Here is a 22,964-nt window from a genome sequence, read left to right as displayed (position 1 = left end):
GGCGGCAGCCGCTCCGCGGTCGTTCTTTGATCGGAGCTCCTCGTGCTCGACGTCGTCTACATCCTCGGCGCGCTCGTCCTCTTCGCGATCGTCGCGGTGGTCGGGAAGGCGGTGGCGAAGCTGTGATCGTGTTCGAAGCGCTCGCCGCGGCCCTCGGCCTCGCGGCCATCGTGTTCCTCGTCATCGCCCTCGTGAAGCCGGAGCGGTTCTGATGGCCTGGCTCTCATTCGCGGCCACGCTCGCGACCGTCATCCTCGTGCTCGTTGTCACGCACCGCCCGCTCGGCGACTACATGGCGCACGTCTATTCGAGCCGGAAGGACTGGGCCGTGGAGCGCGGCATCTACCGGGTGATCGGGGTCGATCCGCGCGCCGGCCAGTCCTGGCAGGCCTACCTCCGCGCCGTGCTCGCCTTCTCGCTGCTCGGCGTGCTGTTCCTGTATCTCCTGCAGCGCACGCAGCACCTCCTCCCGTACGCGCTCGGCCTGCCGCCCGTTCCCGAGGGGATCGCCTTCAACACGGCCATCTCCTTCGTGGCGAACACGAACTGGCAGGCGTACTCGCCCGAGGCGACCGTGGGCTACACGGTGCAGCTCGCCGGTCTCGCCGTGCAGAACTTCGTCTCGGCCGCGACGGGGATGGCCGTCGCGATCGCGCTCGTGCGCGGCTTCGCCGCCCGCCGCTCCGGCACGCTCGGCAACTTCTGGGTCGACCTCGTGCGCGGCTGCCTCCGGATCCTCCTCCCCATCTCGGTCCTCGGCGCGCTCGTGCTCCTCGCGGGCGGCGTCGTGCAGAACTTCTCGGGCTTCACCGAGGTGGGCACGCTCGCGGGCGGCGCTCAGCAGATCCCGGGCGGCCCGGTCGCCTCGCAGGAGGTCATCAAGCTGCTCGGCACGAACGGCGGCGGCTTCTTCAACGCGAACTCCTCGCACCCGTTCGAGAACCCCACCCCGTGGACGAACGCCGTGCAGGTGATCCTGATCCTGCTCATCCCGTTCGCGCTGCCGCGCACGCTCGGCACGATGATCGGCGATCGCCGGCAGGGCCGCGCCGTGGCCGCCGTGATGGCGCTCCTCGCGCTCCTGTCGACGACCGCGCTCACGGCGCTCGAGCTCGCCGGCCGTGGCACGGCGCCGATGCTCGCAGGCGGCGCGCTCGAAGGGAAGGAGCTCCGCTTCGACGTGGTCGGCTCCGCGCTCTTCGGCTCGGCGTCCACGCTCACCTCGACGGGCGCCGTGAACTCGATGCACGACTCCTACACCGCGATCGGCGGCATGGTCCCCATGCTCAACATGATGCTCGGCGAGATCGCACCCGGCGGGGTCGGCTCCGGCCTCTACGGGATGCTCGTCATCGCGATCATCGCGGTCTTCCTCGCCGGCCTCCTTGTGGGGCGCACCCCCGAGTACCTCGGCAAGAAGATCGGCCCGCGCGAGATGAAGCTCGCGAGCCTCACGATCCTCGTCATGCCGCTGCTCGTGCTCACGGGCGTCGCACTGAGCTTCGCCGTGCCGGGCATCCGCGAGAGCGTGATCGGGGAGTCGATCGCGAACCCCGGCGTGCACGGCCTGTCCGAGGTGATCTACGCCTTCGCCTCGGGCGCGAACAACAACGGCTCCGCGTTCGCCGGCCTCACGGCGAGCACGCCGTGGTTCACCGCCGCGATCGGCGTGGCGATGCTGCTCGGCCGCTTCCTCCCCATCGCGCTCGTGCTGGCGCTCGCCGGCGCCCTCGCGGCGCAGGATCCGGTGCCCGAGACCGCGGGCACGCTGCAGACGCACCGCCCGCTCTTCATCGGGCTCATGGCGGGCACCGCGGTGCTCGTCACGGCCCTCGTGTTCTTCCCGATTCTCACGCTGGGACCCCTAGCGGAAGGGCTGATCTAAGCCATGTCCACCCTCACCCACACTCCCGCAGAGGCGGCCGCCCAGGCCGCCGAACGGGCCGCGGCGGCGAAGGCCGCCCGCGCCCCGAAGACCCTCACGCTCGCGCAGGTGCGCGCAGCCCTGCCCGGGGCGCTGCGCAAGCTCCACCCGCGCGCGCAGTGGCGCAACCCGGTCATGCTCATCGTCTGGGTCGGCGCCGTGCTCACGACCGCGCTCGCCGTCGCCGAGCCGTTCCTCGGCGGCCCAGAGCCCTCGGGTGGCTCGCCCGTGCCCGCGCCCTTCACGGCGATTATCGCGGCGTGGCTCTGGCTCACGGTGCTGTTCGCGAACCTCGCCGAGTCGATCGCCGAGGGGCGCGGCAAGGCGCAGGCCGACTCGCTCCGGCAGACCCGCGCGAGCACCGCGGCGCACCGCATCGAGCGCTACGACGCGGCGGCCGATCCCGCGGCCGAGCGCGCCGAGCTCGTCGAGGTGTCCTCCGCGGAGCTCGGGCTCGGCGACCTCGTCGTCGTCTCGGCGGGCGAGGCGATCCCGGGCGACGGCGACATCGTGTGGGGCATCGCCTCCGTCGACGAGTCGGCGATCACGGGGGAGTCGGCGCCCGTCGTCCGCGAATCGGGCGGCGACCGCTCGGCCGTGACGGGCGGCACTCGCGTGCTCTCCGACCGGATCGTGGTGCGCATCACGGCGCGGCCGGGCGAGACGTTCGTCGACCGCATGATCGCGCTCGTCGAGGGCGCGGCGCGGCAGCGCACCCCGAACGAGGTCGCGCTGAACATCCTGCTCGCGGCCCTGTCGATCGTCTTCGTGACGGTCGCGCTCACGCTCGGGCCGATCGCCTCGTACGCGGCGGCGCCCGTGAGCATCACCGTGCTCGTGGCGCTCCTCGTCTGCCTCATCCCCACGACGATCGGCGCGCTGCTCTCGGCGATCGGCATCGCGGGGATGGACCGCCTCGTGCAGCGGAACGTGCTCGCGATGTCGGGCCGGGCCGTCGAGGCCGCGGGCGACGTGACCACCCTGCTGCTCGACAAGACGGGGACGATCACCTACGGCAATCGCCGCGCGAGCGCGTTCGTGCGGATGGGCGGGGTCGGCGAGCAGGAGTTCGTGCGCGCGGCGGCGAGCTCCTCGCTCGCGGACCCCACGCCGGAGGGCACGTCGATCGTCGACCTCGCCCGCCTGCAGGGCTGCGACGTCGAGGCGGATCCCGCCGCCGTGGTCGTGCCGTTCACCGCGCAGACGCGCATGTCCGGCCTCGACCTCCCCGACGGCACCGAGCTGCGGAAGGGTGCGGGCTCGGCCGTCGCCGCCTGGCTCGAGGCGGCCGGCCGCGCGCTGTCTGCGGGGGAGTCCGCCGAGCTGCGGGCCGTGGTCGAGCGCATTTCGGAGTCGGGCGGCACCCCGCTCGTCGTCGCGGAGAAGTCCGCGGCGGGCGGCGCGCGCGTCCTCGGCGTGATCCACCTGAAGGACGTCGTGAAGGAGGGGCTCACCGAGCGCTTCCGCGAGCTTCGCGCCATGGGGATCCGCACCGTCATGGTGACGGGCGACAACCCGCTCACGGCGGCTGCGATCGCCCGCGAGGCGGGCGTCGACGACTTCCTCGCCGAGGCGACGCCGGAGGACAAGCTCGCCTACATCCGGCGCGAGCAGGAGGGCGGCCGGCTCGTCGCGATGACGGGCGACGGCACGAACGACGCGCCCGCGCTCGCGCAGGCCGACGTCGGGGTCGCGATGAACACGGGCACCTCCGCGGCGAAGGAAGCGGGCAACATGGTCGACCTCGACTCGGACCCGACGAAGCTCATCGACATCGTCGCGATCGGGAAGCAGCTGCTCATCACGCGCGGCGCGCTCACGACCTTCTCGATCGCGAACGACATCGCGAAGTACTTTGCCATCATCCCCGCGCTGTTCATGGGGGTGTTCCCCGGCCTCCAGGTGCTGAACCTCATGGGGCTCCACTCGCCCGCCTCGGCGGTGCTCTCGGCCGTCATCTTCAACGCGATCGTGATCGTGTTCCTCGTGCCGCTCGCGCTCCGCGGCGTGCGGTACCGGCCGGCGAGCGCGGCGCAGCTCCTCGGCCGCAACCTCGCCGTGTACGGCCTCGGCGGCATCGTCACCCCCTTCATCGGGATCTGGGCGATCGACCAGCTCGTCCGGCTGATCCCCGGTTTCTGACCCGCACTGCAAGAGAAAGAACGCATCATGAACGCACGATCCCGGGCAACCGGACAGACGCTCTGGGTCGCGGCGCGCACCCTCCTCGTGTGCACGCTCGCGCTCGGCGTCGGCTACACCGCCCTCGTCACGGGTCTCGGGCAGCTGCTGCTGCCCGCGCAGGCGAACGGCTCGCTCGTCGCCGGGCCGGGCGGCGCGGCGACCGTCGGCTCCGCGCTGCTTGGCCAGCGCTTCGTCGACGCGGCGGGCGAGCCGCTGCCGCAGTACTTCCAGCCGCGCCCCTCCGCTGCGGGCGAGGGCTACGACGGAGCCGCGTCGGGAGCGAGCAACCTCGGTCCGGAGAACCCCGAGCTCGTCGAGGCGATCGCCGATCGCCGGGCGGCGATCGCGGCGCGCGACGGGGTGCCGGCCGCGGCGATTCCGGCCGACGCGGTCACGGCGTCGAGCTCGGGCCTCGACCCGCACATCAGCCCGGCGTACGCCGCGCTGCAGGCGGAGCGCGTGGCCGCGGCGCGGGGCATCCCGGTCGCCCAGGTGCGCGCGCTCGTCGCGGAGTGCACGGAGACGCCGGATCTCGGCTTCCTCGGGTCCCCGCGCGTCAACGTGCTGCGGATTAATCTGGAGCTGGACGAACGGGAGGCCGCGGCATGACGACACGGGGGCGACTGCGGGTGCTGCTCGGGGCCGCCCCCGGTGTGGGCAAGACCTACGCGATGCTCGAGGAGGGGCGACGGCTCCTCGGCACGGGCGCGGACGTGGTGATCGGGATCGTGGAGACCCACGGTCGCGCCGCCACCGCGGCGATGACGGCGGGGCTTCCGGCGCTGCCGCGCCGCACCGTCGCCCACCGCGGGGTCGCGCTCGAGGAGATGGATCTCGACGCGGTGCTCGCCCGCCGCCCGCAGATCGCCCTCGTCGACGAGCTCGCCCACACGAACGCGCCGGGCTCCCGCAACGAGAAGCGGTGGCAGGACGTCGAGGAGCTGCTCGCCGCGGGGATCGACGTGCTCTCGACGCTCAACATCCAGCACATTGCCTCCCTGAACGACGTGGTCGAGCAGATCACGGGAGTGCCCCAGCGGGAGACGGTGCCGGATCGCTTCCTCCGGGCCGCCGATCAGATCGAGGTGATCGACCTCGCGCCGCAGGCGCTCCGCGACCGCCTCGCCGGCGGCGTCGTCTACCCGGCCGAGCGGATCGACGCGGCCCTCTCGAACTACTTCCGACTGGGCAACCTGACCGCGCTCCGCGAGCTCGCGCTCCTGTGGCTCGCGGACGAGGTCGATCAGGCCCTCACGAACTACCGCAGCGCGCACGGCATCGACCGCACCTGGGAGGCGCGCGAGCGCGTGGTGGTCGCCCTGACGGGCGGGCCGGAGGGCGAGACGCTGCTGCGCCGGGGGGCGCGGATCGCCGCGCGCGCGTCGGGTGGCGCCCTCGTCGCCGTGCATGCCACGAGCCCGGACGGGCTCCGGAGCGGCAACCCCGCCGCGCTCGCGGAGCAGCGCGCGCTCGCCGAGCAGCTCGGCGGCACCTACCACCAGGTGCTCGGCGCGGACGTGCCGACCGCGCTCGTCGAGTTCGCCCGCTCGCAGAACGCCACGCAGCTCGTGCTCGGCGCGAGCCGGCGCGGCCGCATCGCGACGGCGCTCACGGGGCCGGGGATCGGGGCGACCGTCATCCGCGAGTCTGGCGACATCGACGTGCACATCGTGAACCACGCCGCGGCCGGGCGCACGCGCGCGCTCCCGCGGCTCGGCGGCGGGCTGACGCTGCGGCGGCGGATGGCGGGCTTCCTGCTCGCCCTCGTCGCCGGGCCGCTCCTCACCTGGCTGCTCGTGGCGCTGCGCAGCCCCGAGTCGATCACGGGCGACGTGCTGAGCTACCAGCTGCTCGTCGTGGTGGTCGCCCTCGTCGGCGGACTGTGGCCAGCGCTCTTCGCCGCGGTGCTCTCGGGCATCACGCTCGACTTCCTGTTCATCGCGCCGCTCTACACCGTGACCATCACGGATCCGCTGCACGTCGTCGCGCTGCTGCTGTACACGACGATCGCTGCGCTCGTGAGCTTCGTCGTCGACCGGGCCGCGCGCACCGCGCGCACGGCGCAGCGCGCGGCGGCCGAGTCCGAGCTGATCCAGACCGTCGCGGGGAGTGTGCTGCGCGGCGACAGCGCGGTCGAGGCGCTCGTCGAGCACGCGCGCGAGGCCTTCGCGCTGCGCGGGGTGCGGCTCGTCGAGGACGGGGAGGTCGTCGCGGCCTCCGGTGACGCCGAGGCGCGCGTCACCTCGCGGCTCCCGGTCGGCGAGCGCGGCGAGCTGCTCCTCGCTGGCCCCGATCTGCCCGCCTCCGAGCAGCGCCTGCTCGCGGTCATCACGGCCCAGCTCGCGGCGGCGCTCGAGCACCAGCACCTCGCGGAGACGGCGAGCGAGATCGCGCCGATCGCCGCATCGGACCGCGTGCGCGGCGCCCTGCTCTCGGCGCTCAGCCACGACCTCCGCCGCCCGCTCGCCGCGGCGACGACGGCCGTGGGTGGCCTGCGCGCCGCGGGCGCCGCGCTCTCGGTCGAGGACCGGCGCGCCCTGCTCGAGACCGCGGAGGAGAGCCTCGGTGCGCTCACGGCGCTCGTCACGGATCTCCTCGACGTGAGCCGCTTGCAGGCGGACGCCCTCACGATCGAGACGGGTCCGGTCGATCCCGCGGACGTGGTCGGCCCCGCGCTCGACGAGCTTGGCCTCGGGCCCGCCGAGGTGGAGCTCGCCCTCGAGCACGGGGAGCGGCAGGCGGTCGCGGATCCCGTGCTGCTTCAGCGCGTGCTCGTGAACCTCCTCGCGAACGCCACGCGCTTCTCACCGGCCAGCAGCGCCGTGCGGATCGCGACGAGCACCTTCGCCGACCGCGTCGAGGTGCGGGTGATCGATCACGGCCCCGGGATCCCTGCGGCCCGGCGCGGCGAGGTGTTCGTGCCGTTCCAGCGGCTCGGTGACACGGACAACAGCACGGGGCTCGGTCTCGGCCTCGCGCTCTCGAAGGGCTTCGTCGAGGCGATGGGTGGCACACTGGAGCCGGAGGACACCCCGGGCGGGGGCCTCACCATGGTCGTCTCGCTCGCGGCGACCGCCGGGCAGGAGCGGGGGCTGGCGTGAAGATCCTCATCGCGGACGACGATCCGCAGTTGCTGCGCGCCCTGCGCATCACCCTCACCGCCCAGGGCTACGAGATCCTGACGGCGGTCGACGGGGCGAGCGCGATCCGCATCGCGATCGCCGAGCACCCCGAGCTGCTGATCCTCGATCTCGGCATGCCGCACCTCGACGGCGTCGAGGTGATCCACGCCGTGCGCGGGTGGTCGCGCGCGCCCATCCTCGTGGTGTCGGGGCGGGCGGGCACGGCCGACAAGGTCGGCGCGCTCGACGCGGGCGCCGACGACTACCTCACGAAGCCCTTCTCCGTCGAGGAGCTCCTCGCGCGGGTGCGCGCGCTCACGCGGCGCGTGCCCCGCGCGGAGGCCCCCGACGCCCCCGAGCTCGTGGTCGTCCTCGGCGACATCACGATCGATCTCGCCGCCCGCAGCGTTGTCGACGCCTCGGGTGGCGGGCGGCGCCAGATCCGTCTCACGCCGACCGAGTGGCAGGTGATCGAGCTGCTCGCCAGGAACCCCGGCAGGCTCGTGACCCGGCAGACGCTCCTCACGCACATCTGGGGGAGCGAGCACGTCACGGACACGGGGTACCTGCGGCTCTACATCTCGCAGCTGCGGAAGAAGCTCGAGCGCGACGCGAGCGCGCCGCGCTTCCTCATCACCGAGCCCGGAATGGGCTACCGGCTCGAGCTCGACGCGCGCTAGCCGGGCCGCGTCACCAGAACGTTATCCGGGCTCCGAGCTGCGGAAACTCCCGCGGATTCGCGGGAAGACGGGGACTTCCGCACCGGGCTCCAGACGCTCTCTGGAGCCGGGTAGAGACTCTGTAGTCATGCTGAGACCGGAGCGCAGTACACTCGGATCGACATGACGCACTGAGGCTCTGTCCGGTTTCCCATTGGAGGGATCAATGAAGATTCGATACGCGCTTCCCGCGCTCGCCGCCGCCGCCCTGCTGACCCTCACGGGCTGTGTGACCAACGAGGAGGGACCGCAGCACGAGTCCACCGACACCTCGAAGATCACGGTCGATGAGGCCGCAGCGGCGCTCGTCCCCGCAGACATCAAGGAGTCGGGCAAGCTGATCCTCGGCACCGACGCCTCCTACCCGCCCAACGAGTACAAGAACTCCTCGGGCGAGATCGTCGGCTGGGGCGTCGACCTCGCAGGCGCCGTGTCCGCTCGGCTCGGGCTCGAGCCCGTCTGGGAGGAGGCCGGCTTCGACACGATCATCCCGAGCATCCAGGGCGGCAAGATGAACATGGGCTCGTCCTCGTTCACCGACAACGCCGAGCGCCAGAAGACGGTCGACTTCGTGAACTTCTACGAGGCCGGCGTCCTCTGGGCCGCGCCCATCGGCGCCGACGTCGACCCGAACAACGCCTGCGGCCTGAAGGTTGCGGTGCAGGCGGGCACCTTCGAGCACACCGATGAGCTCCCCGCGAAGTCGGCCGAGTGCGAGGCCGCCGGCAAGCCGAAGATCGAGATCATGCCGTTCGAGGGCCAGGCCGAGGCGACCAACGCCGTTGTGCTCGGGCAGGCCGAGGCCTTCAGCGCCGACTCCCCGGTGACGCTCGACGCGATCGCCGCGCAGAGCGAGAAGATCGAGGCCGCTGGCGAGACCTTCGACGTGGCCCCGTACGGCTACGCCCTCCCGAAGGACACCGATCTCACGAAGGCCGTGCAGGCCGCGCTGCAGTCCCTCATGGACGACGGCACGTACCTCGAGATCCTGACGAAGGCGGGCGTCGAGGACGGCGCGATCGCCAAGGCGACGATCAACGCCGGATCCTGATCCGGATCCCAGCGTCCGCCGCATCCGAACCCACAGCGAAGTAGGAACCCACCGTCATGTCTGAGAACATGGGCGGGGCTTCGGGGACTACCCCGAAGCCCCAGCCCTTCTTCGAGTCCGAACCCATCGAGGCGATCAAGCTCAAGCACCCCGGACGCATCGTGTTCGCGGTCGTGCTCGTCATCCTCGCCGTCCTGTTCGTCATCGACACTGCGAGCCGCGAGGCCTTCGACTGGCCCGAGGTCGGCAAGTACCTGTTCGATACGCGCATCGTCGCCGCCGCGGGGTACACCCTGCAGCTCACCGTCTACTCGATGGTCATCGCCATCGTGCTGGGCATCATCCTCGCCGTCATGCGGCTCTCCCCGAACCCCGTGGTGAAGGCCATCGCCTGGGTGTACCTGTGGATCTTCCGCGGCACCCCGGTCTACGTGCAGCTCACCTTCTGGGGGCTGTTCGCGGTGATCTACCCGAAGCTCGGCATCGGGATCCCGTTCACGGAGCCGTTCTTCGAGTTCGACACGAAGACGATCATGACGGCGTTCACGCTCGCGATCGTCGGTCTCGCGCTCAACGAGGCCGCTTACATGGCCGAGATCGTGCGCGCCGGCCTCCTCTCCGTCGAGAAGGGGCAGGACGAGGCGGCCGTCGCCCTCGGCCTCGGCTGGTGGCACACGATGACGCGGGTGATCCTCCCGCAGGCGATGCGCGTCATCATCCCGCCCACGGGCAACGAGGTCATCTCGATGCTCAAGACCACCTCGCTCGTGAACGCGGTGCCGTTCACGCTCGAGCTCTTCATGAAGCAGAAGGACATCGCGGCCGTCACGTACAAGCCCGTGCCCATGCTGATCGTCGCGTCGATCTGGTACCTCGCGGTCACCTCGATCCTGATGGTGGGCCAGTACTACCTCGAGCGGCACTTCGCCCGCGGGGTCGCCCAGCGCCCCGACGTCATGAAGCCGAGCATCGAGACCGGGGTCGTCGGCGTCATCGGCGAGGAACTCGACGACGTGACACCGACGCAGCAGCGACCAGGGGAGCAAGAGCGATGAACGCGAACGCGACGACCACGCCCATGGTGCGTGCGGAAGGGGTCTCGAAGGCCTACGGCTCGAACCTCGTGCTGAAGTCGATCTCGCTCGAGGTGCAGCGCGGCGAGGTGCTCTGCCTCGTCGGCCCCTCGGGATCCGGCAAATCGACCTTCCTCCGCTGCATCAACCACCTCGAGACCGTGAACGCCGGCCGGCTCTTCGTCGACGGCGAGATCGTGGGCTACCGCCAGCAGGGCGAGAAGCTCTACGAGATGCACGCGCGCGAGGCGGCGCGGCAGCGCCGGGACATCGGCATGGTGTTCCAGCGCTTCAACCTCTTCCCGCATATGACCGCCCTCGAGAACGTCATGCTCGCGCCCACGCTCCTCAAGAAGGGCAACAAGGCGGCGCTCAAGGCTCGGGCCATGGAGCTCCTCGCCCGCGTGGGCCTCGCCGAGCGGCACGACTACTACCCGGCGCACCTCTCGGGCGGCCAGCAGCAGCGCGTCGCGATCGCCCGGGCGCTCGCGATGGAGCCGAAGCTCATGCTGTTCGACGAGCCGACCTCGGCGCTTGATCCCGAGCTCGTGGGCGAAGTGCTCGACGTCATGAAGACGCTCGCCGAGAGCGGCATGACGATGATCGTCGTGACCCACGAGATGGGGTTCGCGCGCGAGGTCGCCGACAAGCTCGTCTTCATGGACGGCGGCGTCGTCGTCGAGTCGGGCGATCCCGTCGAGGTGCTGTCGAACCCGCAGCGCGAGCGCACGAAGGCGTTCCTCTCGAAGGTGCTGTAGCGCGGAGCGCTGCCGCGCCCCGTGAGCGCACGATGGCCCCGGCCTCCCTTCGGGGGAGCCGGGGCCATCGTGCGCTCGCGGGAGGGTCAGGCGTTGACGCCGAGGTCCCGCTTGATCTTCGTGGTCGAGACGCCCTCGGTGCGGTCGAGGTAGATGACCTCGCAGTAGTCGCGCAGCACCTCGAAGCGCGGGTCGCCCTCCCAGTCGCCGCCCATCACGACGGCGTCGATCTCGTACTTCTGTACGTCGCTGATCTTCTGATCCCAGGCATCCTCCGGGATCACGAGGTCGACGTACCGCACGGCCTCGAGCATGTTCTTCCGCGTGTCGAAGTCGTGGTACGTCTGCTTGCCCTTGCCGGCGTTGAACTCCTCCGTGGAGGCGGCGACGACGAGGTAGTCCCCGAGTGCGCGCGCACGGCGCAGCAGCCGGATGTGCCCCCAGTGCAGGAGGTCGAACGTTCCGTAGGTCAGGATCCGCTTCATCCCTCCAGTCTACGCACTGGCCGTCTGAATACCGCCGCCGGGGTTCCCTGGTGCCCTTCGGCGGTCGCGGGCGTAAGCTGGAGGGGAGGTTCCGCGCGGCGGCGCCGCGCATCGACGGAGATGGAGGGCATGATGTCAGAGCACCCAGACCAGAGAGTTCCGGATCACGACTCCGATCCCGCGCGCACGCCCGGAGACGGGTGGGTCGGCGAGGGCGGCGCATCGCACCTCGGACCCGCGACGCACCTGAGCTCGGGCCACCCGGCCTCCGCGGAGGACGAAGCGGACGAGACGGACGAGGCGGACGCCGAGGAGGCGTAGCCCCGCGCGGGCGCCTCGAACGGGGCGCCCGCGCGGCCCGGCCTACGCCTGGACGAGCGCGATGACGCCGGCCACGGCGGAGGCCGCGGCGATGAGCAGCGCGATCCCGATCAGCACCGCGTGCACCGTGAGGAAGCGCGTGGGGCGCCCCTGCTCGTCGCGGGCGCGGGGATCCTTCGCCACCCGGGTCCAGAACCGCGGCCACACCACGATGTTGTACACGGCGTTCACGAGCAGCAGGATTCCGGCGAGGGTCAGCATGCCCCAAGTCTACGGTCCGGCGCGTAGGCTGGCGCCATGAGCGACTACCGGCACATCGTGCGCAAGTGGGTCAAGCCCGAGGATCTCAACCAGCACGGCGCCCTGTTCGGCGGACGCCTCCTGCAGTGGGTCGACGAGGAAGCGGCGATCATGGCGATCACGCAGCTCGGCACGATCGATGTGGTGACCCGGCACGTCTCGGCGATCGACTTCATCTCGCGCGCCGATCGGGGCGACCTGCTCGAGCTCGAGTACGCGGTCGTGAAGTTCGGGCGCACGTCGATCACGCTGCGCTGCCGCGTGACGAACGCCGTCACCGACGAGGCCATCCTCACGCTCGACGAGATCGTGTTCGTCGCGGTCGATCGCGAGGGCCGCGCGATCGTGCACGGCCAGTCGGAGGCGACCCCCGGCCTGGAGCGGGTGCGGGCCGCCGCCGACTGAGCGCTGCCCTACTCCGCCGGCGCGAGGTCGTACGTGACCCAGGGGGTCTGCGCGGCCACGCGGTCGTAGAGACTGCGCGCGGTGGCGTTGCTCTCCGCCGTGATCCACCGGACGAGCGCCGCGCCCTCGTCGCGCGCGATCTCCGCGAGGCGGTGCAGGATGGCGCTGCCCGCGCCGGAACCGCGCGCCTCCTCCGAGGTGAACAGGTCGTCGAGGTAGATGCCGTGCGAGCCGTCGATGGGCCGCGCGAAGCGGCGGAAGTGGCCGATGCCGACGGGCACCCCGGCGCGCTCGGCGATGAGGCCGCGCGTCTCGTGCGCGGGATCCTGCAGCCAGCCCCACACGGTCTCGTACACCGCGGGGTCGTGCGGCTTGCCGTAGAAGTCGCGGTAGCCGCGGTAGAGGGTCGCCCAGGCCTCGCGGTCGTCCGCCGCGACGGGGCGAACGGTCACGGCGCTCACGCGAGCTTCTCCACCTCGACGAACACCACGTCCGCCGCGTCGCCGCGGTTCTCGACCTGGTGCTCCGAGCCGGCGGGGCGGGTGTAGCTCTGCCCGGCCGTGAGCTCGGCGATGATCTCGGTGCCGTCGGCGTTCGTCACGTGCATCGTGTCGGTGACGAGCGGAATGACGACGTACTCGAAGTCGTGGCGGTGCATCGGAATGACGCCGCCCGGGGAGATCGTCCACTTCGTCACCCGGAAGTGCTCGTTCTCCAGCTGGATGTCGCCGTGCGCGCCTGTGCTCATGATCCTCCTTGATGCGTGGAGCCCGGGATCCCGGGCATCGCCGATGCGTAGCCTCAGCCTAGGGGATCGGCGGGCTCCCGCAGCTCCGACCAGCGGCCGATGAGCGCGGGGTAGAGCGCGAGGATGAGGTTCGACGCCGCGAACGCGGAGGTGATGGGCTGGCCGATCGCCTCCTCGATGCGCGCGAGCCGGTAGCGGATCGTGTTCGGGTGCACGAAGAGCGCCTCGGCGGTGCGGCTGATGTTCTGCTCCGCGGCGAAGTAGGCGACGAGGGTCTCGTGGAGCTGGGCGGAGGCGAGCGGCGCGAGCGTGCGGGCGATGCGGTCCTCGAGCTGGCGCTGATCGACGTGCGAGAGCAGCCAGGTGGCGAGGTCGATGCGGTCGATGAGCACGGCGCCGAGTGCTTCGGGCGCGGGGGCCGCGGCGGCCCACTGCCGTGCGATCCCGAGCGCCGTCTCGGCCTCGCGCACGCACTCCGAGACGCGCGAGAGCGCCGCGAAGGGACCCGAGGCGCCGAGGAGGAACTGGCGGGAGGCCGCCGCAATCCAGGTCTCGGCCGCGGGTGAGTCGGGCACGAGGGCGGCGATCGTCGCGGGGGAGTCCATGTCGGCGCGACGCAGCATGACGAGGAGCGGGACGTCCTCGGAGCGGGCACGCCCGATCAAGTGCGTGAGCTGGGCCTCCGTGGCGGAGGCGCCGTCGAGCGGCGCGAGCTCGAGCGCGCGCACGGGGGCGTAGGCCGGGAAGCGGAACTGCGTGAGCCGGCTCCAGAAGCGGTGCTCCCGCGCGGGGACGACGCCGTCGTGGAGGGCGGCGATCAGCTGCTCGTTGTCGCGCCGATCCCGCTGCGTCGCGCCGTACTGGATTCCGTGGACCGCGCCGAGCAGCCGCTCGGAGGTGTCGAGCAGCTGATCGCCGATCTCCTCGATCGTCTCGGGGCCGCGGCTCGCGATCGCGATGACGTGCACGCCGTCGCGCAGGGAGACACGGCGGGTGCGCACGTGCCAGCGGCCGATGCGGATGCCGAGCTCGCGCTGGTGCGTGGCGGCGACCTCGTTCCAGATGAGCTGCGTGGGCGCCTCGCCCGTGCTCGCCACGATCGAGCCCTCGAAGTCGTAGATGACAGCCGTGCCGCGGCAGAGCGTCGCGATGCGCGCGGTGAGCGCGTGCACGGGATCGGTCGAGGAGACGGCGGAGAGGAGCGTATTCGTGAGCTCGAGCGTCACCTGCACGCGCGCGAGCTCCGCCTGCGTCGCGGCGGGATCCAGCATCGGATTTGCCATGCCACACCTTCGTGGATTGTATGAACGGGAGGTTTTCGATCCCGCATTTCCGGGATTTTTGGAGATTCTACAGTCCAGAATCGTCAAAGCTTCGAATTCTCCAGTGACCCCGACCGGGACGGGCACGAAGGTTGGATGCATCCGGAACTCAATGACGAACTTCAGGAGGAAGCCCATGAGCAGTGTCCGTGTCGCGGTCGACGTCGGAGGGACGTTCACCGACGTCTGCATCTTCGACGATGACACCCAGCAGATGCGCGTGACGAAGGTCCCGTCGACGCCGAGCGATCCGATGGTCGCGGTGATGAACGGCGTCGAGCGCGGGGAGATCGACCTCACCGAGGTCTCGCTCTTCTCCCACGGCACGACCGTCGCCACCAACGCGCTCATCACCCGCAACTTCCCGGCGGCCGCGCTCGTGACCACTCGCGGCTTCCGCGACGTGCTCGAGATCCGCGACGGCACGAAGGACGACCTCTGGGACGCGTACAACGACGTCTCCGAGCCCTACATCCGTCGCCGCGATCGCTTCGAGGTGACCGAGCGGATCGACTACTCCGGCCACACCGTCACGCCGCTCGACGAGCAGGAGGCCCGGCAGCTCGCCGAGCTGCTGCGCCGCCGCGGGGTGAAGACGATCGCGGTGTGCTTCCTGAACTCGTACGCGAACCCCGCCCACGAGACCCGCATGCGCGAGATCCTCGAGGAGGTCATCCCGGACGCGACCGTCTCGACCTCGGCCGAGGTGCTCCCCGAGATCTTCGAGTACCCGCGCTTCAACACGGCCGTCGCGAACGCCGTGCTCGCACCGCTCGTCTCGGGCTACGTGAACCGCCTCGCGACCAGGCTGCGCGACGGCGGCTACCGCGGCGACCTCCTGCTGCTCCACTCGGGCGGCGGATCCATGACGCCGCGCCTCGTCGAGAAGTTCCCCGTGCGCCTCGCGGCCTCCGGGATCGCGGCGGGCGCCATCTCCGCGAAGCACATCGCGCAGCAGTGCGGCTACGAGAACGCGGTGAGCCTCGACATGGGCGGCACCTCGACCGACATCGCGCTCGTCGCCGACGGCGAGCTCCGCGTCTCGCAGGAGTGGCAGGTCGAGTACGGCCACCCGATCATCTTTCCCTCGATCGAGGTGCTCACGATCGGCGCGGGCGGCGGATCTCTCGCCCACATTGACATCGCGGGCTCGCTGCGCAACGGCCCCCAGTCGGCCGGCGCGGATCCCGGGCCCGCGTGCTACGACACGGGCGGCGAGCAGCCGACGAACACCGACGCGAACGTGGTGCTCGGCCGGCTCGGCATCTCGCTCGCCGGCGGCGTGAAGCAGCTCGATCGCTCCCTCTCGGAGGAGGCGATCCGGCGCGTGATCGCCGAGCCGCTCGGCATGGGGCTCGAGGAGGCCGCGCAGGCGATCGTCTCGGTGGCCAACGCCAACATGGCCGACGCCGTGCGCCTCGTGTCGATCCGCCGCGGCTACGACCCCCGCGACTTCGCGCTCCTCGCTTTCGGCGGGGCGGGCGCGCTCCACGGCGCGGACGTCGCCCGCGAGCTCGGGATCCCGACCGTCGTCGTGCCGCCGAGCCCCGGCGTCACCTCGGCGATGGGCTGCCTGCTCGTCGACATCCAGCACGACTTCGCGCAGATGTACACGGGCCTCGCCTCCGGCGCCGACGAGGAGGGGATCGAGCAGGCCTTCGTCGAGCTCGAGACCGAGGCCTCGGCCCGGCTGCGCCACGAGGGCGTCGCGGAGGAGAACGCGATCCTCCAGCGCAAGATCTCGATGCGCTACCAGGGCCAGTGGCGTTCGCTGCAGGTGCCCATGGGCTCGGGCCCGGGCGCGCTCGTGCAGGCGGTGCGCACGTTCCACGAGCAGTACGAGCGCGAGTTCGCGTTCCGGCAGGATGACGCTCCCGTCGAGGTCTACCAGCTGCACCTCGGCGCGGTCGGGAAGATCCCGAAGCCCTCGTTCCGCCCCGCGGAGCCGGTGCCGCAGGCGCCCGGCGCCCCCGCCGAGCGCCGCCCCGTCTACTTCGGCGGAGACGGCTGGCTCGACACCCCCGTCTACGCGCGCGACGCACTCCCCGCGGGCACGGCCTTCGCGGGCCCCGCCATCATCACCCAGCTGGACTCCACCACGGTCGTGCCGCCGCACACGCGCGCCGAGATCGACGAGTGGCTGAACATCCGCATCCACCTCGAGGAGGTCACCCGATGAACACCCCGACCGGTACCCTCGCCGCGCCGGCCCCCGCGGCCGCACGGCGCGACTCCGCCCTCGACCCCGTCACCTTCGAGGTGCTGAAGAACGCCTTCGCGACGAGCGTCGACCTGATGAGCGAGCAGATCCTGCGCACCTGCTACTCGTTCGTGATCTACTCGCGCGACTTCTCCTCGGCGCTCTGCGACGCGCACGGCAACACCGTGATGCAGGGCTCGGGCGACATCGCCGTCCACGTCGGCACGCTCCACTTCCAGGCGAAAGCCGTGATCGAGCAGTTCGGCGAGGACATCCATCCCGGCGACGTGTTCGCGATCAACGACCCCTACCGCGGCGGCACGCACTTCAACGACGTGTCGTTCGTGCGGCCCATCTTCTCCGAGGGGCGCATCATCGCCTTCGCGCAGAACAAGGGCCACTGGGCCGACATCGGCGGCAAGGTGCCCGGCTCCTTCGACGTCTCCGCCTCGGAGCACTTCGGGGAGGGGCTCCGGATCACACCCATCCGCGTCTGGTCGCGGGGCACGTTCCTCCACGACGTCGCCCAGCTGCTCGTGGCCAACACCCGCGCCCCGGAGCAGGCGCTCGGCGATCTGCACGCCCAGTCCGAGGCGACCGCCGTGTGCGAGCGCGAGGTGCTGCGCCTCGTCGATCGCTACGGCACGGGCACGGTCGAGCTCGCGATGCAGGAGACGCAGGACTACGTCGAGCGCACCGTGCGCCGGCGCCTCGCGGAGCTGCCGCAGGGCCGCTGGGAGACGGTGGACTACCTCGATCTGGATCCGGGGAAGTCGGAGGGGCTCGTGCCCATCAAGATCGTGATGACGCTCGACGGCGAGGGGATCCACTACGACCTCGAGGGCAGCGCCGACGTCGTCGACACGTTCCTCAACTCGGGCTACGGCACGACCTTCTCGGCGATCTACGCCGGCACGAAGACGTTCTTCCCCGATGTGCCGCTGAACTCCGGGTTCTACGCGGCCGTGACGGCCGACATCGGGCCGGAGGGCACGGTGGTGAACGCCGGCTGGCCGTACGCCGTGACCGGCTTCTGCTCGGGCCCGTACGAGAAGCTCATGAACGGGATCTTCGAGATCTGGTCGCAGATCATGCCCGAGCGGGCCATGGCGTGCGCGTTCAACCTCGAGTACCTCCTCGTCGGCGGCCGCGACGCCCGGAGCGAGGAGAACCCGTACTTCATGTGGTACGACTGGATGGCCGGCGGCTGGGGCGGCCGCTCCTCGAAGGACGGCTCGAGCGCCACGGCGCCCGTCTTCGGCGTTGGCCTCGCCGTGCAGGCCTGCGAGGGCCAGGAGCGCCTTACCCCCGTGCTCACCACGATGCACCAGATCGGCACCGACTCGGGCGGCCCCGGCCGGTTCCGCGGCGGCTGCGGCGTGGAGAAGGGCGGCACGCTCACCGACGCCGACGCCTCGGTGATGAGCTACTGCTGCGACCGCGCGCGCTCCATCACGTGGGGCATCGAGGGCGGGCTGCCCTCGATTCCGCACGGCGTGTGGCTCAACCGCGACACCGAGAACGAGCGCTTCCTCGGCTCGATCTTCTCCTCGGTGCCCGTGCAGCCCGGCGACACCTTCTACCGCCCCTCGGCGGGCGGCGGCGGCTTCGGCGATCCCCTGGAGCGCACGCCCGAGGAGGTGCTCGAGGACGTGATCGACGAGTACGTGTCCGTCGGCCGCGCCGCAGCGGACTACGGCGTGGTGATCGAGCCGATCGATCCCGAGCTGGACCGCTACGCGATCGACCACGAGGCGACCGCCGCGCTCCGCGCCGAGATCCGCGCGAACCGCGCGGGCTGGCTCGAGGCCGACCCTGCCGGGGTGGCCGAGCGCTACCGCGCGGGCGAGCTCGACCTGCTCGACGTGATCCGCCGCTACGGCGTGATCCTCGACTGGGGCACGGGCGAGCTGTTCGCCGAGACGACGCGCCAGCACCGCGCGCAGATGCAGCGCCGCTCCGCCGCAGGCTGGGCCCGCTAGCCAGCGTGGACCCGGGGCCCGCGCCCCGGGTCCACGGGTCGGGCCCACTCGGCCCGCCCCGCCCCGCGGCCGCGCGCGATCCGCACGGCCGCCCCGCACCACCGCAATTCCCGCACCACCGCAGTTCCGCATCATGGATCGATCCCTCGTCGGCGCCCCTGCCGACGATGCTCCACTCTCCCGGCTCCCGCCCCGCGCAGCGTCGCGCGGCGCGCGAGGAGCCGCTCTCGCCGCGGCGCCCGCCCGGCGTCACTGAGCCGTGCCCGCGTGCAGCAGAGCCGCTGCGCGGGGTCGGCGCTCACTCAGGAGGACCCACTCCCATGCTCAATCTCACTGGATCCAACACCGACGTGGAGGCGACCGACGCGCTCGCCCGCGAGGGCGACGACTCCGACCAGATGTCGCGGGGCTCCCTCGCGATGGCCTGGTACGGCGTCGCGAGCGCCTTCTTCTTCGTCTACATCGGCGCCGCGATGGCGATGGCCTACGGCGTCCTCGACGCGCTCATCGGCGTCGCGCTCTCCATCGTGGTCTACGGCCTCATCAACGCGGTGCTCGCGCGCTACGCACTCAACAACCGGACCACGGTGGCCGCGTTCTCGCGCACCATCCTCGGCAACGCCGGATCCGCCATCGCGATGGTCATCTTCGCGCTGATCGCGATCTACTACGCCGTCTTCGAGGGCTCGCTCGTGGCCTACGCGCTCATGACGGCCTTCGGTGGCGAGATGTGGTTCTGGAGCCTCGTCGTCGTCGCCGCGACCACGCCGCTCATCATCGGCGGCGTGCGCCGCTTCCTCGACAAGATCAACGGCATCCTGCTGCCCATCTACTTCTTCGGGCTCATCGCCGCGGTGATCTGGGCCGGCGTGCAGTACGGCTTCGGCGGCGGGGCCGAGGCACCCCTCTCGGTCGAGCTGCCGCTCGCGGCGGGCGGCCCCGGGTGGCTGGCCACCTTCTCCGGCTACATGGGGGTCTGGATCCTCATGATGTACACGATGGACTATGCCGCGCTCGGCAAGCGCCGGGACACCCGGTTCCACCAAGCGTTCACCTTCGGGATCCCGTTCTACCTCGTGGCCTTCGGGTTCTCCGCCGTGGTGGGCATCGTGCTCGCCGTCACGATCCCGGGCGTCGAAGCCTCCGAGACCGGCATCGTGGGCGGCGTCGTGAGCATGATGGGCGGCTTCGGGCTCCTCGTCGTGATCGCCACGCAGACCCGGATCAACACCGCGAACTACTACCTGGGGGCCGCCAATCTGCGGGCCTTCGGCGAGAAGGTGTTCCGCATCTCCCTGCCGAACCTCGTGTGGGTGCTGCTCTCCTCCGCGATCATCTACCTGCTCATGCTGCTCCCCGTCGTGCAGTACATCCTCATCGCGCTCGCCTGGCAGGGCGTGCTCGTGACCGCGTGGGTCGCCATCGCGCTCACGCACGTGCTGCTGGCGCGCGGGGGCCACCAGGAGCACTCGGCGATCGGGGATCAGCACTACCGTGCGATCAACGCGAACGGCCTCGCCTCCTGGACGATCGCTACGCTCATCGGGCTCGGGATGCTGCAGCTCGGCGGGCTCGACCCCGCGCTGGCCGGGGTGGGCGCGACCTGGGGGCCGATCCTCACCGCGCTCGCCGCAGCGGTCAGCTACGCCGTGCTGTGGCGGGTGCGGCCGACGAGCCGTACGGGCCTCATCGAGGTGGTCGGCGTCGCGGACGCGCGCGGCTGATCCCGCTCCCGGCGCACGCCGGGGCCGCGGCGGATTCCCGAGCGGAGCCCGCCGCGGCATTGCGTCGCGGCATTGCGGCGCGGGGCCTAGTGAATTTTGCCCTGATGCGGTACAGATGAGACATAGCCACTTCTTGGAATGTGGTGGCCCAGTGTGAGGAGTGCCCATGACCGAGAACACCACCGCGACCGAGCCGTCGCTGGAGGCCCGCTTCACCGACGGTGTGCGCACCGCGTTCGGCGTCGGCGGCCTCATCGCCCTCGTGCTCGGCCTGCTGATCATCTTCAACCCCGCCAAGTCCGGCGCGGTCGCCATGCAGGTGCTCGCCGTCATCATGGCGGCCTACGCCCTCGTGGTCGGCGTCGTCTACCTCGGCTCGTCGATCTTCAGCCGCACGCTCGGCGGCTGGGCGCGCGTCGGGCACATCCTGCTCGGCCTGCTCTACATCGCGGGCGGCATCATTATGATGATGAACATCGGCAGCGCCGCAGTCGTGCTCGCGCTGTTCCTGTCGATCACCATCGGTGTGCTGTGGCTCTTCGAGGGCATCATGGCCTTCACCGTCGCGAGCAAGAGCGATAGCAAGGTCTGGACCATCGTCTACGGCATCATCAGCGTGATCGCCGGCGTCACCCTCATGGTCTCCCCGATGCTCGGCGCGGTCACCCTGTGGCTGCTCCTCGGCATCTCGATGATCGTCATGGGCGTCGTCCAGGTGATTCGCGCGTTCAGCGTGAAGTCGGTCTGATCGACTCCGCGAAGACGCAGACGGCCCGCTCCCCGATCAGGGAGCGGGCCGTCGCTCGTTTCGGGGCCGGATCAGCGCATCGCGGCGAGCGACTCGGCCGTGATCGGCTCCTCGCCCGCGGCGAGGGAGACGTACTTCCGCAGCACCACGAGCGCCGCGGAGGCCTTGTCGAACTCGGCCGCGGCGAAGCGGTCCGAAGAGATCAGCGCGAGCGCCTCGCGCGCCGGGAGCACGGCCCCGCGGAGTTCCTCGCGGCGTCCGGCCGGGACGACCGCGCGCAGCTCGTCCATCGAGGTGAACAGCGGGAGCACGAGCTGCCCCGTCGTTGAGCGGATCGTGCGCAGGCGCGGCCCGCGCTTCGAGCGCTGGGTGCCCGAGACATCGACCACGAGGTACCCCTCGCGGAGCGCCGTGAGGAACGCGGCGAGGTGCGGGTAGTCGGGCGTCGCCTGGAGCGCCTGCAGCGCGGCCCGCGCCTCCTCGTTCGCGTAGTCCGCGTGCACGTCCTCGGGAATCTCCGCCTCAGCCATGCCCTCCAGCCTACGGGGTGCGGGGCTCCGGCTCGTCGTCGCCGATGCCGCGCGCGACGAGCGCCTCGCCCGTGAGCTGGGCGTGCGCCACCGAGCGGATCACGAAGGGCACGAGGCGCGCTCGCGGGCTCCGCTCGAGTCCGCGGGCGCGGGCGGCGGCCCGGGTCTCCGCCGCGAGCTCGAGGAGGCTCGGAATCGCGCGGATCACGAGCGAGAACGCGAACGCCACCCGCTCGGGGTCGACGCCGAGCGGGCGGAGCGGCCCGAGCGCCCAGGTGAGCGTGTCGAGCAGATCGTCGATCGCCGTGCTCGCGGTCACGGCGCTCGCGGCGAGGATCAGCGCGAAGAGGTCCCCGACAACCTCGACGCCGCGCTCCCACCCCTGCTGCCAGGCCTGGAACGCGAACAGCGGGATCGCGATCAGGGCGAAGCCCCGGGCCACGCGCCAGAAGTCGCGCCCGCGGAGCCCCGCGAGCACCGCGAGCAGCACGGCCGCGCCGAGCAGGATCACGGTGCTCGTCGCGCCGCGGAGGGAGACGACGATCGTGGCGAACGCGAGCAGCCCGAGCAGCTTGGCGCCGGGCCGCAGGCGGTGCAGGGGCCCGTCGCCCGGCACGTAGGCGCCGAGCGGATTCACGCCGCTCACGGCGCGGGCTCCGCGGCGGCCCAGGAGCGGTAGTGGGCGATCGCGTCGGCCGGCGGGCCGTCGAACGCCACGCGCCCGTTTGCGATCACGAGGGTGCGGTCGGCGCGAGCCGCGAGCTCGAGATCGTGCGTGACCACCACGAGCTGCTGGGGGATCCCCAGGAGGAGATCACCGATCCGGATCGCGTTGCGCAGGTCGAGCAGCGTCGTCGGCTCGTCGGCCACGACGATCTCCGGCTCCGTCGCGAGCACGGTCGCGATCGCGAGCAGCTGCTTCTGGCCGCCCGAGAGCGTGTGGACGCTCCGCTCCGCAAGAGCCGCCAGGCCGAAGCGTTCGAGCACGGCGCGGGCGGCGTCGTTCCGCTCGGCCTTCGCGCGGATCCGGCGCCGCAGCGAGAGCGCCACGTCCTCCAGCACGGTCGGCATGATGAGCTGCGCCGCGGGGTCCGTGAAGACGAAGCCGACCGCGCGCCGCACCGCGGCGCCGTTCGCCCGGGTGTCGAGCGCCGCGCCACCCCCCTCGGGGGTGAGCCGCACGGCGCCCGAGCTCGGCTCGACGAGCCCGTTGATGAGGCGGGCGAGCGTCGACTTCCCCGAACCGTTCGCGCCGATGATCGAGATCCGGCGCTCGGTGAGCGTGAGCGTCGTGGGGTGCAGCACCGTCGTCTCCCCGTCGGGGGTGGGGGCGACGACGGCGGCTGCGCGGAACTCGATCACTCGGCG

At 71.3% G+C, this 22,964-nt stretch carries 23 protein-coding genes; 15 read left to right on the top strand and 8 right to left on the bottom strand.

What is annotated here, in order from left to right; genetic code table 11:
* Nucleotides 1–122: 122 nt before the first annotated feature.
* The 9 genes from U874_RS14430 (at nt 123) to U874_RS0111320 (ending at nt 10,831) form a co-directional block, all read left to right on the top strand.
* Nucleotides 123–212 carry a potassium-transporting ATPase subunit F gene (locus tag U874_RS14430; protein WP_036058129.1) on the top strand — a complete coding sequence of 30 codons (90 nt, stop codon included), beginning with the start codon at nt 123–125 and terminating at the stop codon, nt 210–212.
* On the top strand, nt 212–1,885 hold the full coding sequence (gene kdpA / locus U874_RS0111355; RefSeq protein ID WP_025134659.1) for a potassium-transporting ATPase subunit KdpA: 1,674 nt from the start codon (nt 212–214) through the stop codon (nt 1,883–1,885). Before U874_RS14430 ends, kdpA begins: the two co-directional genes overlap by 1 nt.
* 3 nt (nt 1,886–1,888) lie before the next feature.
* Nucleotides 1,889–4,066, top strand: a complete 2,178-nt coding sequence (gene kdpB, locus U874_RS0111350) for a potassium-transporting ATPase subunit KdpB (protein WP_025134658.1) — start codon at nt 1,889–1,891, stop codon at nt 4,064–4,066.
* A 27-nt stretch (nt 4,067–4,093) separates the two neighbouring features.
* A complete protein-coding gene (gene kdpC / locus U874_RS0111345) occupies nt 4,094–4,717 on the top strand; it encodes a potassium-transporting ATPase subunit KdpC (protein WP_025134657.1) in 624 nt (207 codons plus the stop codon).
* Complete coding sequence (locus tag U874_RS0111340) at nt 4,714–7,209, top strand: ATP-binding protein (RefSeq protein ID WP_025134656.1); 2,496 nt, start codon at nt 4,714–4,716, stop codon at nt 7,207–7,209. Before kdpC ends, U874_RS0111340 begins: the two co-directional genes overlap by 4 nt.
* The gene (locus U874_RS0111335; RefSeq protein WP_025134655.1) at nt 7,206–7,910 is read left to right on the top strand and encodes a response regulator transcription factor; all 705 of its coding nucleotides are present in this window, start codon (nt 7,206–7,208) and stop codon (nt 7,908–7,910) included. The genes U874_RS0111340 and U874_RS0111335 overlap by 4 nt, the downstream gene beginning before the upstream one ends.
* A gap of 205 nt (nt 7,911–8,115) precedes the next feature.
* Nucleotides 8,116–9,000 carry an ABC transporter substrate-binding protein gene (locus U874_RS0111330; protein ID WP_025134654.1) on the top strand — a complete coding sequence of 295 codons (885 nt, stop codon included), beginning with the start codon at nt 8,116–8,118 and terminating at the stop codon, nt 8,998–9,000.
* Between the two features lie 56 nt (nt 9,001–9,056).
* Complete coding sequence (locus U874_RS0111325; protein ID WP_025134653.1) at nt 9,057–10,055, top strand: amino acid ABC transporter permease; 999 nt, start codon at nt 9,057–9,059, stop codon at nt 10,053–10,055.
* Nucleotides 10,052–10,831, top strand: coding sequence for an amino acid ABC transporter ATP-binding protein (locus tag U874_RS0111320; protein WP_025134652.1), 780 nt, complete (start codon nt 10,052–10,054; stop codon nt 10,829–10,831). Before U874_RS0111325 ends, U874_RS0111320 begins: the two co-directional genes overlap by 4 nt.
* 86 nt (nt 10,832–10,917) lie before the next feature.
* On the opposite strand, the gene tagD is transcribed toward U874_RS0111320, so the two are convergent.
* Entirely contained in the window at nt 10,918–11,316 is a 399-nt protein-coding gene (gene tagD / locus U874_RS0111315; RefSeq protein ID WP_025134651.1) for a glycerol-3-phosphate cytidylyltransferase, read from the bottom strand.
* A gap of 132 nt (nt 11,317–11,448) precedes the next feature.
* On the opposite strand from tagD, the gene U874_RS0111310 reads away from it, so the two are divergent.
* Nucleotides 11,449–11,637, top strand: a complete 189-nt coding sequence (locus tag U874_RS0111310; RefSeq protein WP_157834254.1) for a hypothetical protein — start codon at nt 11,449–11,451, stop codon at nt 11,635–11,637.
* A 42-nt stretch (nt 11,638–11,679) separates the two neighbouring features.
* Here U874_RS0111310 and U874_RS0111305 read toward each other — a convergent pair whose 3' ends face one another.
* Complete coding sequence (locus tag U874_RS0111305; RefSeq protein ID WP_025134649.1) at nt 11,680–11,898, bottom strand: SCO4848 family membrane protein; 219 nt, start codon at nt 11,896–11,898, stop codon at nt 11,680–11,682.
* A 36-nt stretch (nt 11,899–11,934) separates the two neighbouring features.
* Here U874_RS0111305 and U874_RS0111300 point away from each other — a divergent pair, with 36 nt between their 5' ends.
* Nucleotides 11,935–12,342 carry an acyl-CoA thioesterase gene (locus tag U874_RS0111300; protein WP_025134648.1) on the top strand — a complete coding sequence of 136 codons (408 nt, stop codon included), beginning with the start codon at nt 11,935–11,937 and terminating at the stop codon, nt 12,340–12,342.
* 8 nt (nt 12,343–12,350) lie between these two features.
* Here the strand turns inward: U874_RS0111300 and U874_RS0111295 are convergent, their stop codons facing one another.
* Genes U874_RS0111295 through U874_RS0111285 form a run of 3 tightly spaced genes read right to left on the bottom strand, consistent with a single transcriptional unit; the run spans nt 12,351 to nt 14,373 of the window.
* Complete coding sequence (locus U874_RS0111295) at nt 12,351–12,803, bottom strand: GNAT family N-acetyltransferase (RefSeq protein WP_025134647.1); 453 nt, start codon at nt 12,801–12,803, stop codon at nt 12,351–12,353.
* A complete protein-coding gene (locus U874_RS0111290; protein ID WP_025134646.1) occupies nt 12,800–13,090 on the bottom strand; it encodes a cupin domain-containing protein in 291 nt (96 codons plus the stop codon). Before U874_RS0111290 ends, U874_RS0111295 begins: the two co-directional genes overlap by 4 nt.
* A 53-nt stretch (nt 13,091–13,143) precedes the next feature.
* On the bottom strand, nt 13,144–14,373 hold the full coding sequence (locus U874_RS0111285; protein ID WP_025134645.1) for a CdaR family transcriptional regulator: 1,230 nt from the start codon (nt 14,371–14,373) through the stop codon (nt 13,144–13,146).
* A gap of 175 nt (nt 14,374–14,548) precedes the next feature.
* Between U874_RS0111285 and U874_RS0111280 the strand changes: the two genes are divergently transcribed.
* The 4 genes from U874_RS0111280 (at nt 14,549) to U874_RS0111265 (ending at nt 21,066) form a co-directional block, all read left to right on the top strand.
* Nucleotides 14,549–16,591, top strand: coding sequence for a hydantoinase/oxoprolinase family protein (locus U874_RS0111280; RefSeq protein ID WP_025134644.1), 2,043 nt, complete (start codon nt 14,549–14,551; stop codon nt 16,589–16,591).
* Nucleotides 16,588–18,594 carry a hydantoinase B/oxoprolinase family protein gene (locus U874_RS0111275; RefSeq protein ID WP_025134643.1) on the top strand — a complete coding sequence of 669 codons (2,007 nt, stop codon included), beginning with the start codon at nt 16,588–16,590 and terminating at the stop codon, nt 18,592–18,594. The genes U874_RS0111280 and U874_RS0111275 overlap by 4 nt, the downstream gene beginning before the upstream one ends.
* A gap of 320 nt (nt 18,595–18,914) precedes the next feature.
* Nucleotides 18,915–20,318, top strand: coding sequence for a cytosine permease (locus U874_RS0111270; RefSeq protein ID WP_025134642.1), 1,404 nt, complete (start codon nt 18,915–18,917; stop codon nt 20,316–20,318).
* Nucleotides 20,319–20,484: 166 nt separating this feature from the next.
* Nucleotides 20,485–21,066, top strand: coding sequence for an HdeD family acid-resistance protein (locus tag U874_RS0111265; protein WP_025134641.1), 582 nt, complete (start codon nt 20,485–20,487; stop codon nt 21,064–21,066).
* A gap of 71 nt (nt 21,067–21,137) precedes the next feature.
* On the opposite strand, the gene U874_RS0111260 is transcribed toward U874_RS0111265, so the two are convergent.
* Genes U874_RS0111260 through U874_RS0111250 form a run of 3 tightly spaced genes read right to left on the bottom strand, consistent with a single transcriptional unit; the run spans nt 21,138 to nt 22,958 of the window.
* Nucleotides 21,138–21,596 carry an SseB family protein gene (locus U874_RS0111260; protein ID WP_025134640.1) on the bottom strand — a complete coding sequence of 153 codons (459 nt, stop codon included), beginning with the start codon at nt 21,594–21,596 and terminating at the stop codon, nt 21,138–21,140.
* Nucleotides 21,597–21,606: 10 nt separating this feature from the next.
* Nucleotides 21,607–22,242 (bottom strand): energy-coupling factor transporter transmembrane protein EcfT, encoded by a 636-nt coding sequence (locus U874_RS0111255; protein ID WP_025134639.1) that lies wholly within the window; start codon nt 22,240–22,242, stop codon nt 21,607–21,609.
* Nucleotides 22,239–22,958, bottom strand: coding sequence for an energy-coupling factor ABC transporter ATP-binding protein (locus tag U874_RS0111250; protein ID WP_025134638.1), 720 nt, complete (start codon nt 22,956–22,958; stop codon nt 22,239–22,241). The genes U874_RS0111255 and U874_RS0111250 overlap by 4 nt, the downstream gene beginning before the upstream one ends.
* Nucleotides 22,959–22,964: the final 6 nt, after the last annotated feature.

Source organism: Leucobacter sp. PH1c (assembly GCF_000633415.1).
Classification (GTDB): Bacteria; Actinomycetota; Actinomycetes; order Actinomycetales; family Microbacteriaceae; genus Leucobacter.
The sequence above is the reverse complement of the archived record's forward strand: the minus strand, read 5'-3'. Positions and strand labels throughout refer to the sequence as shown.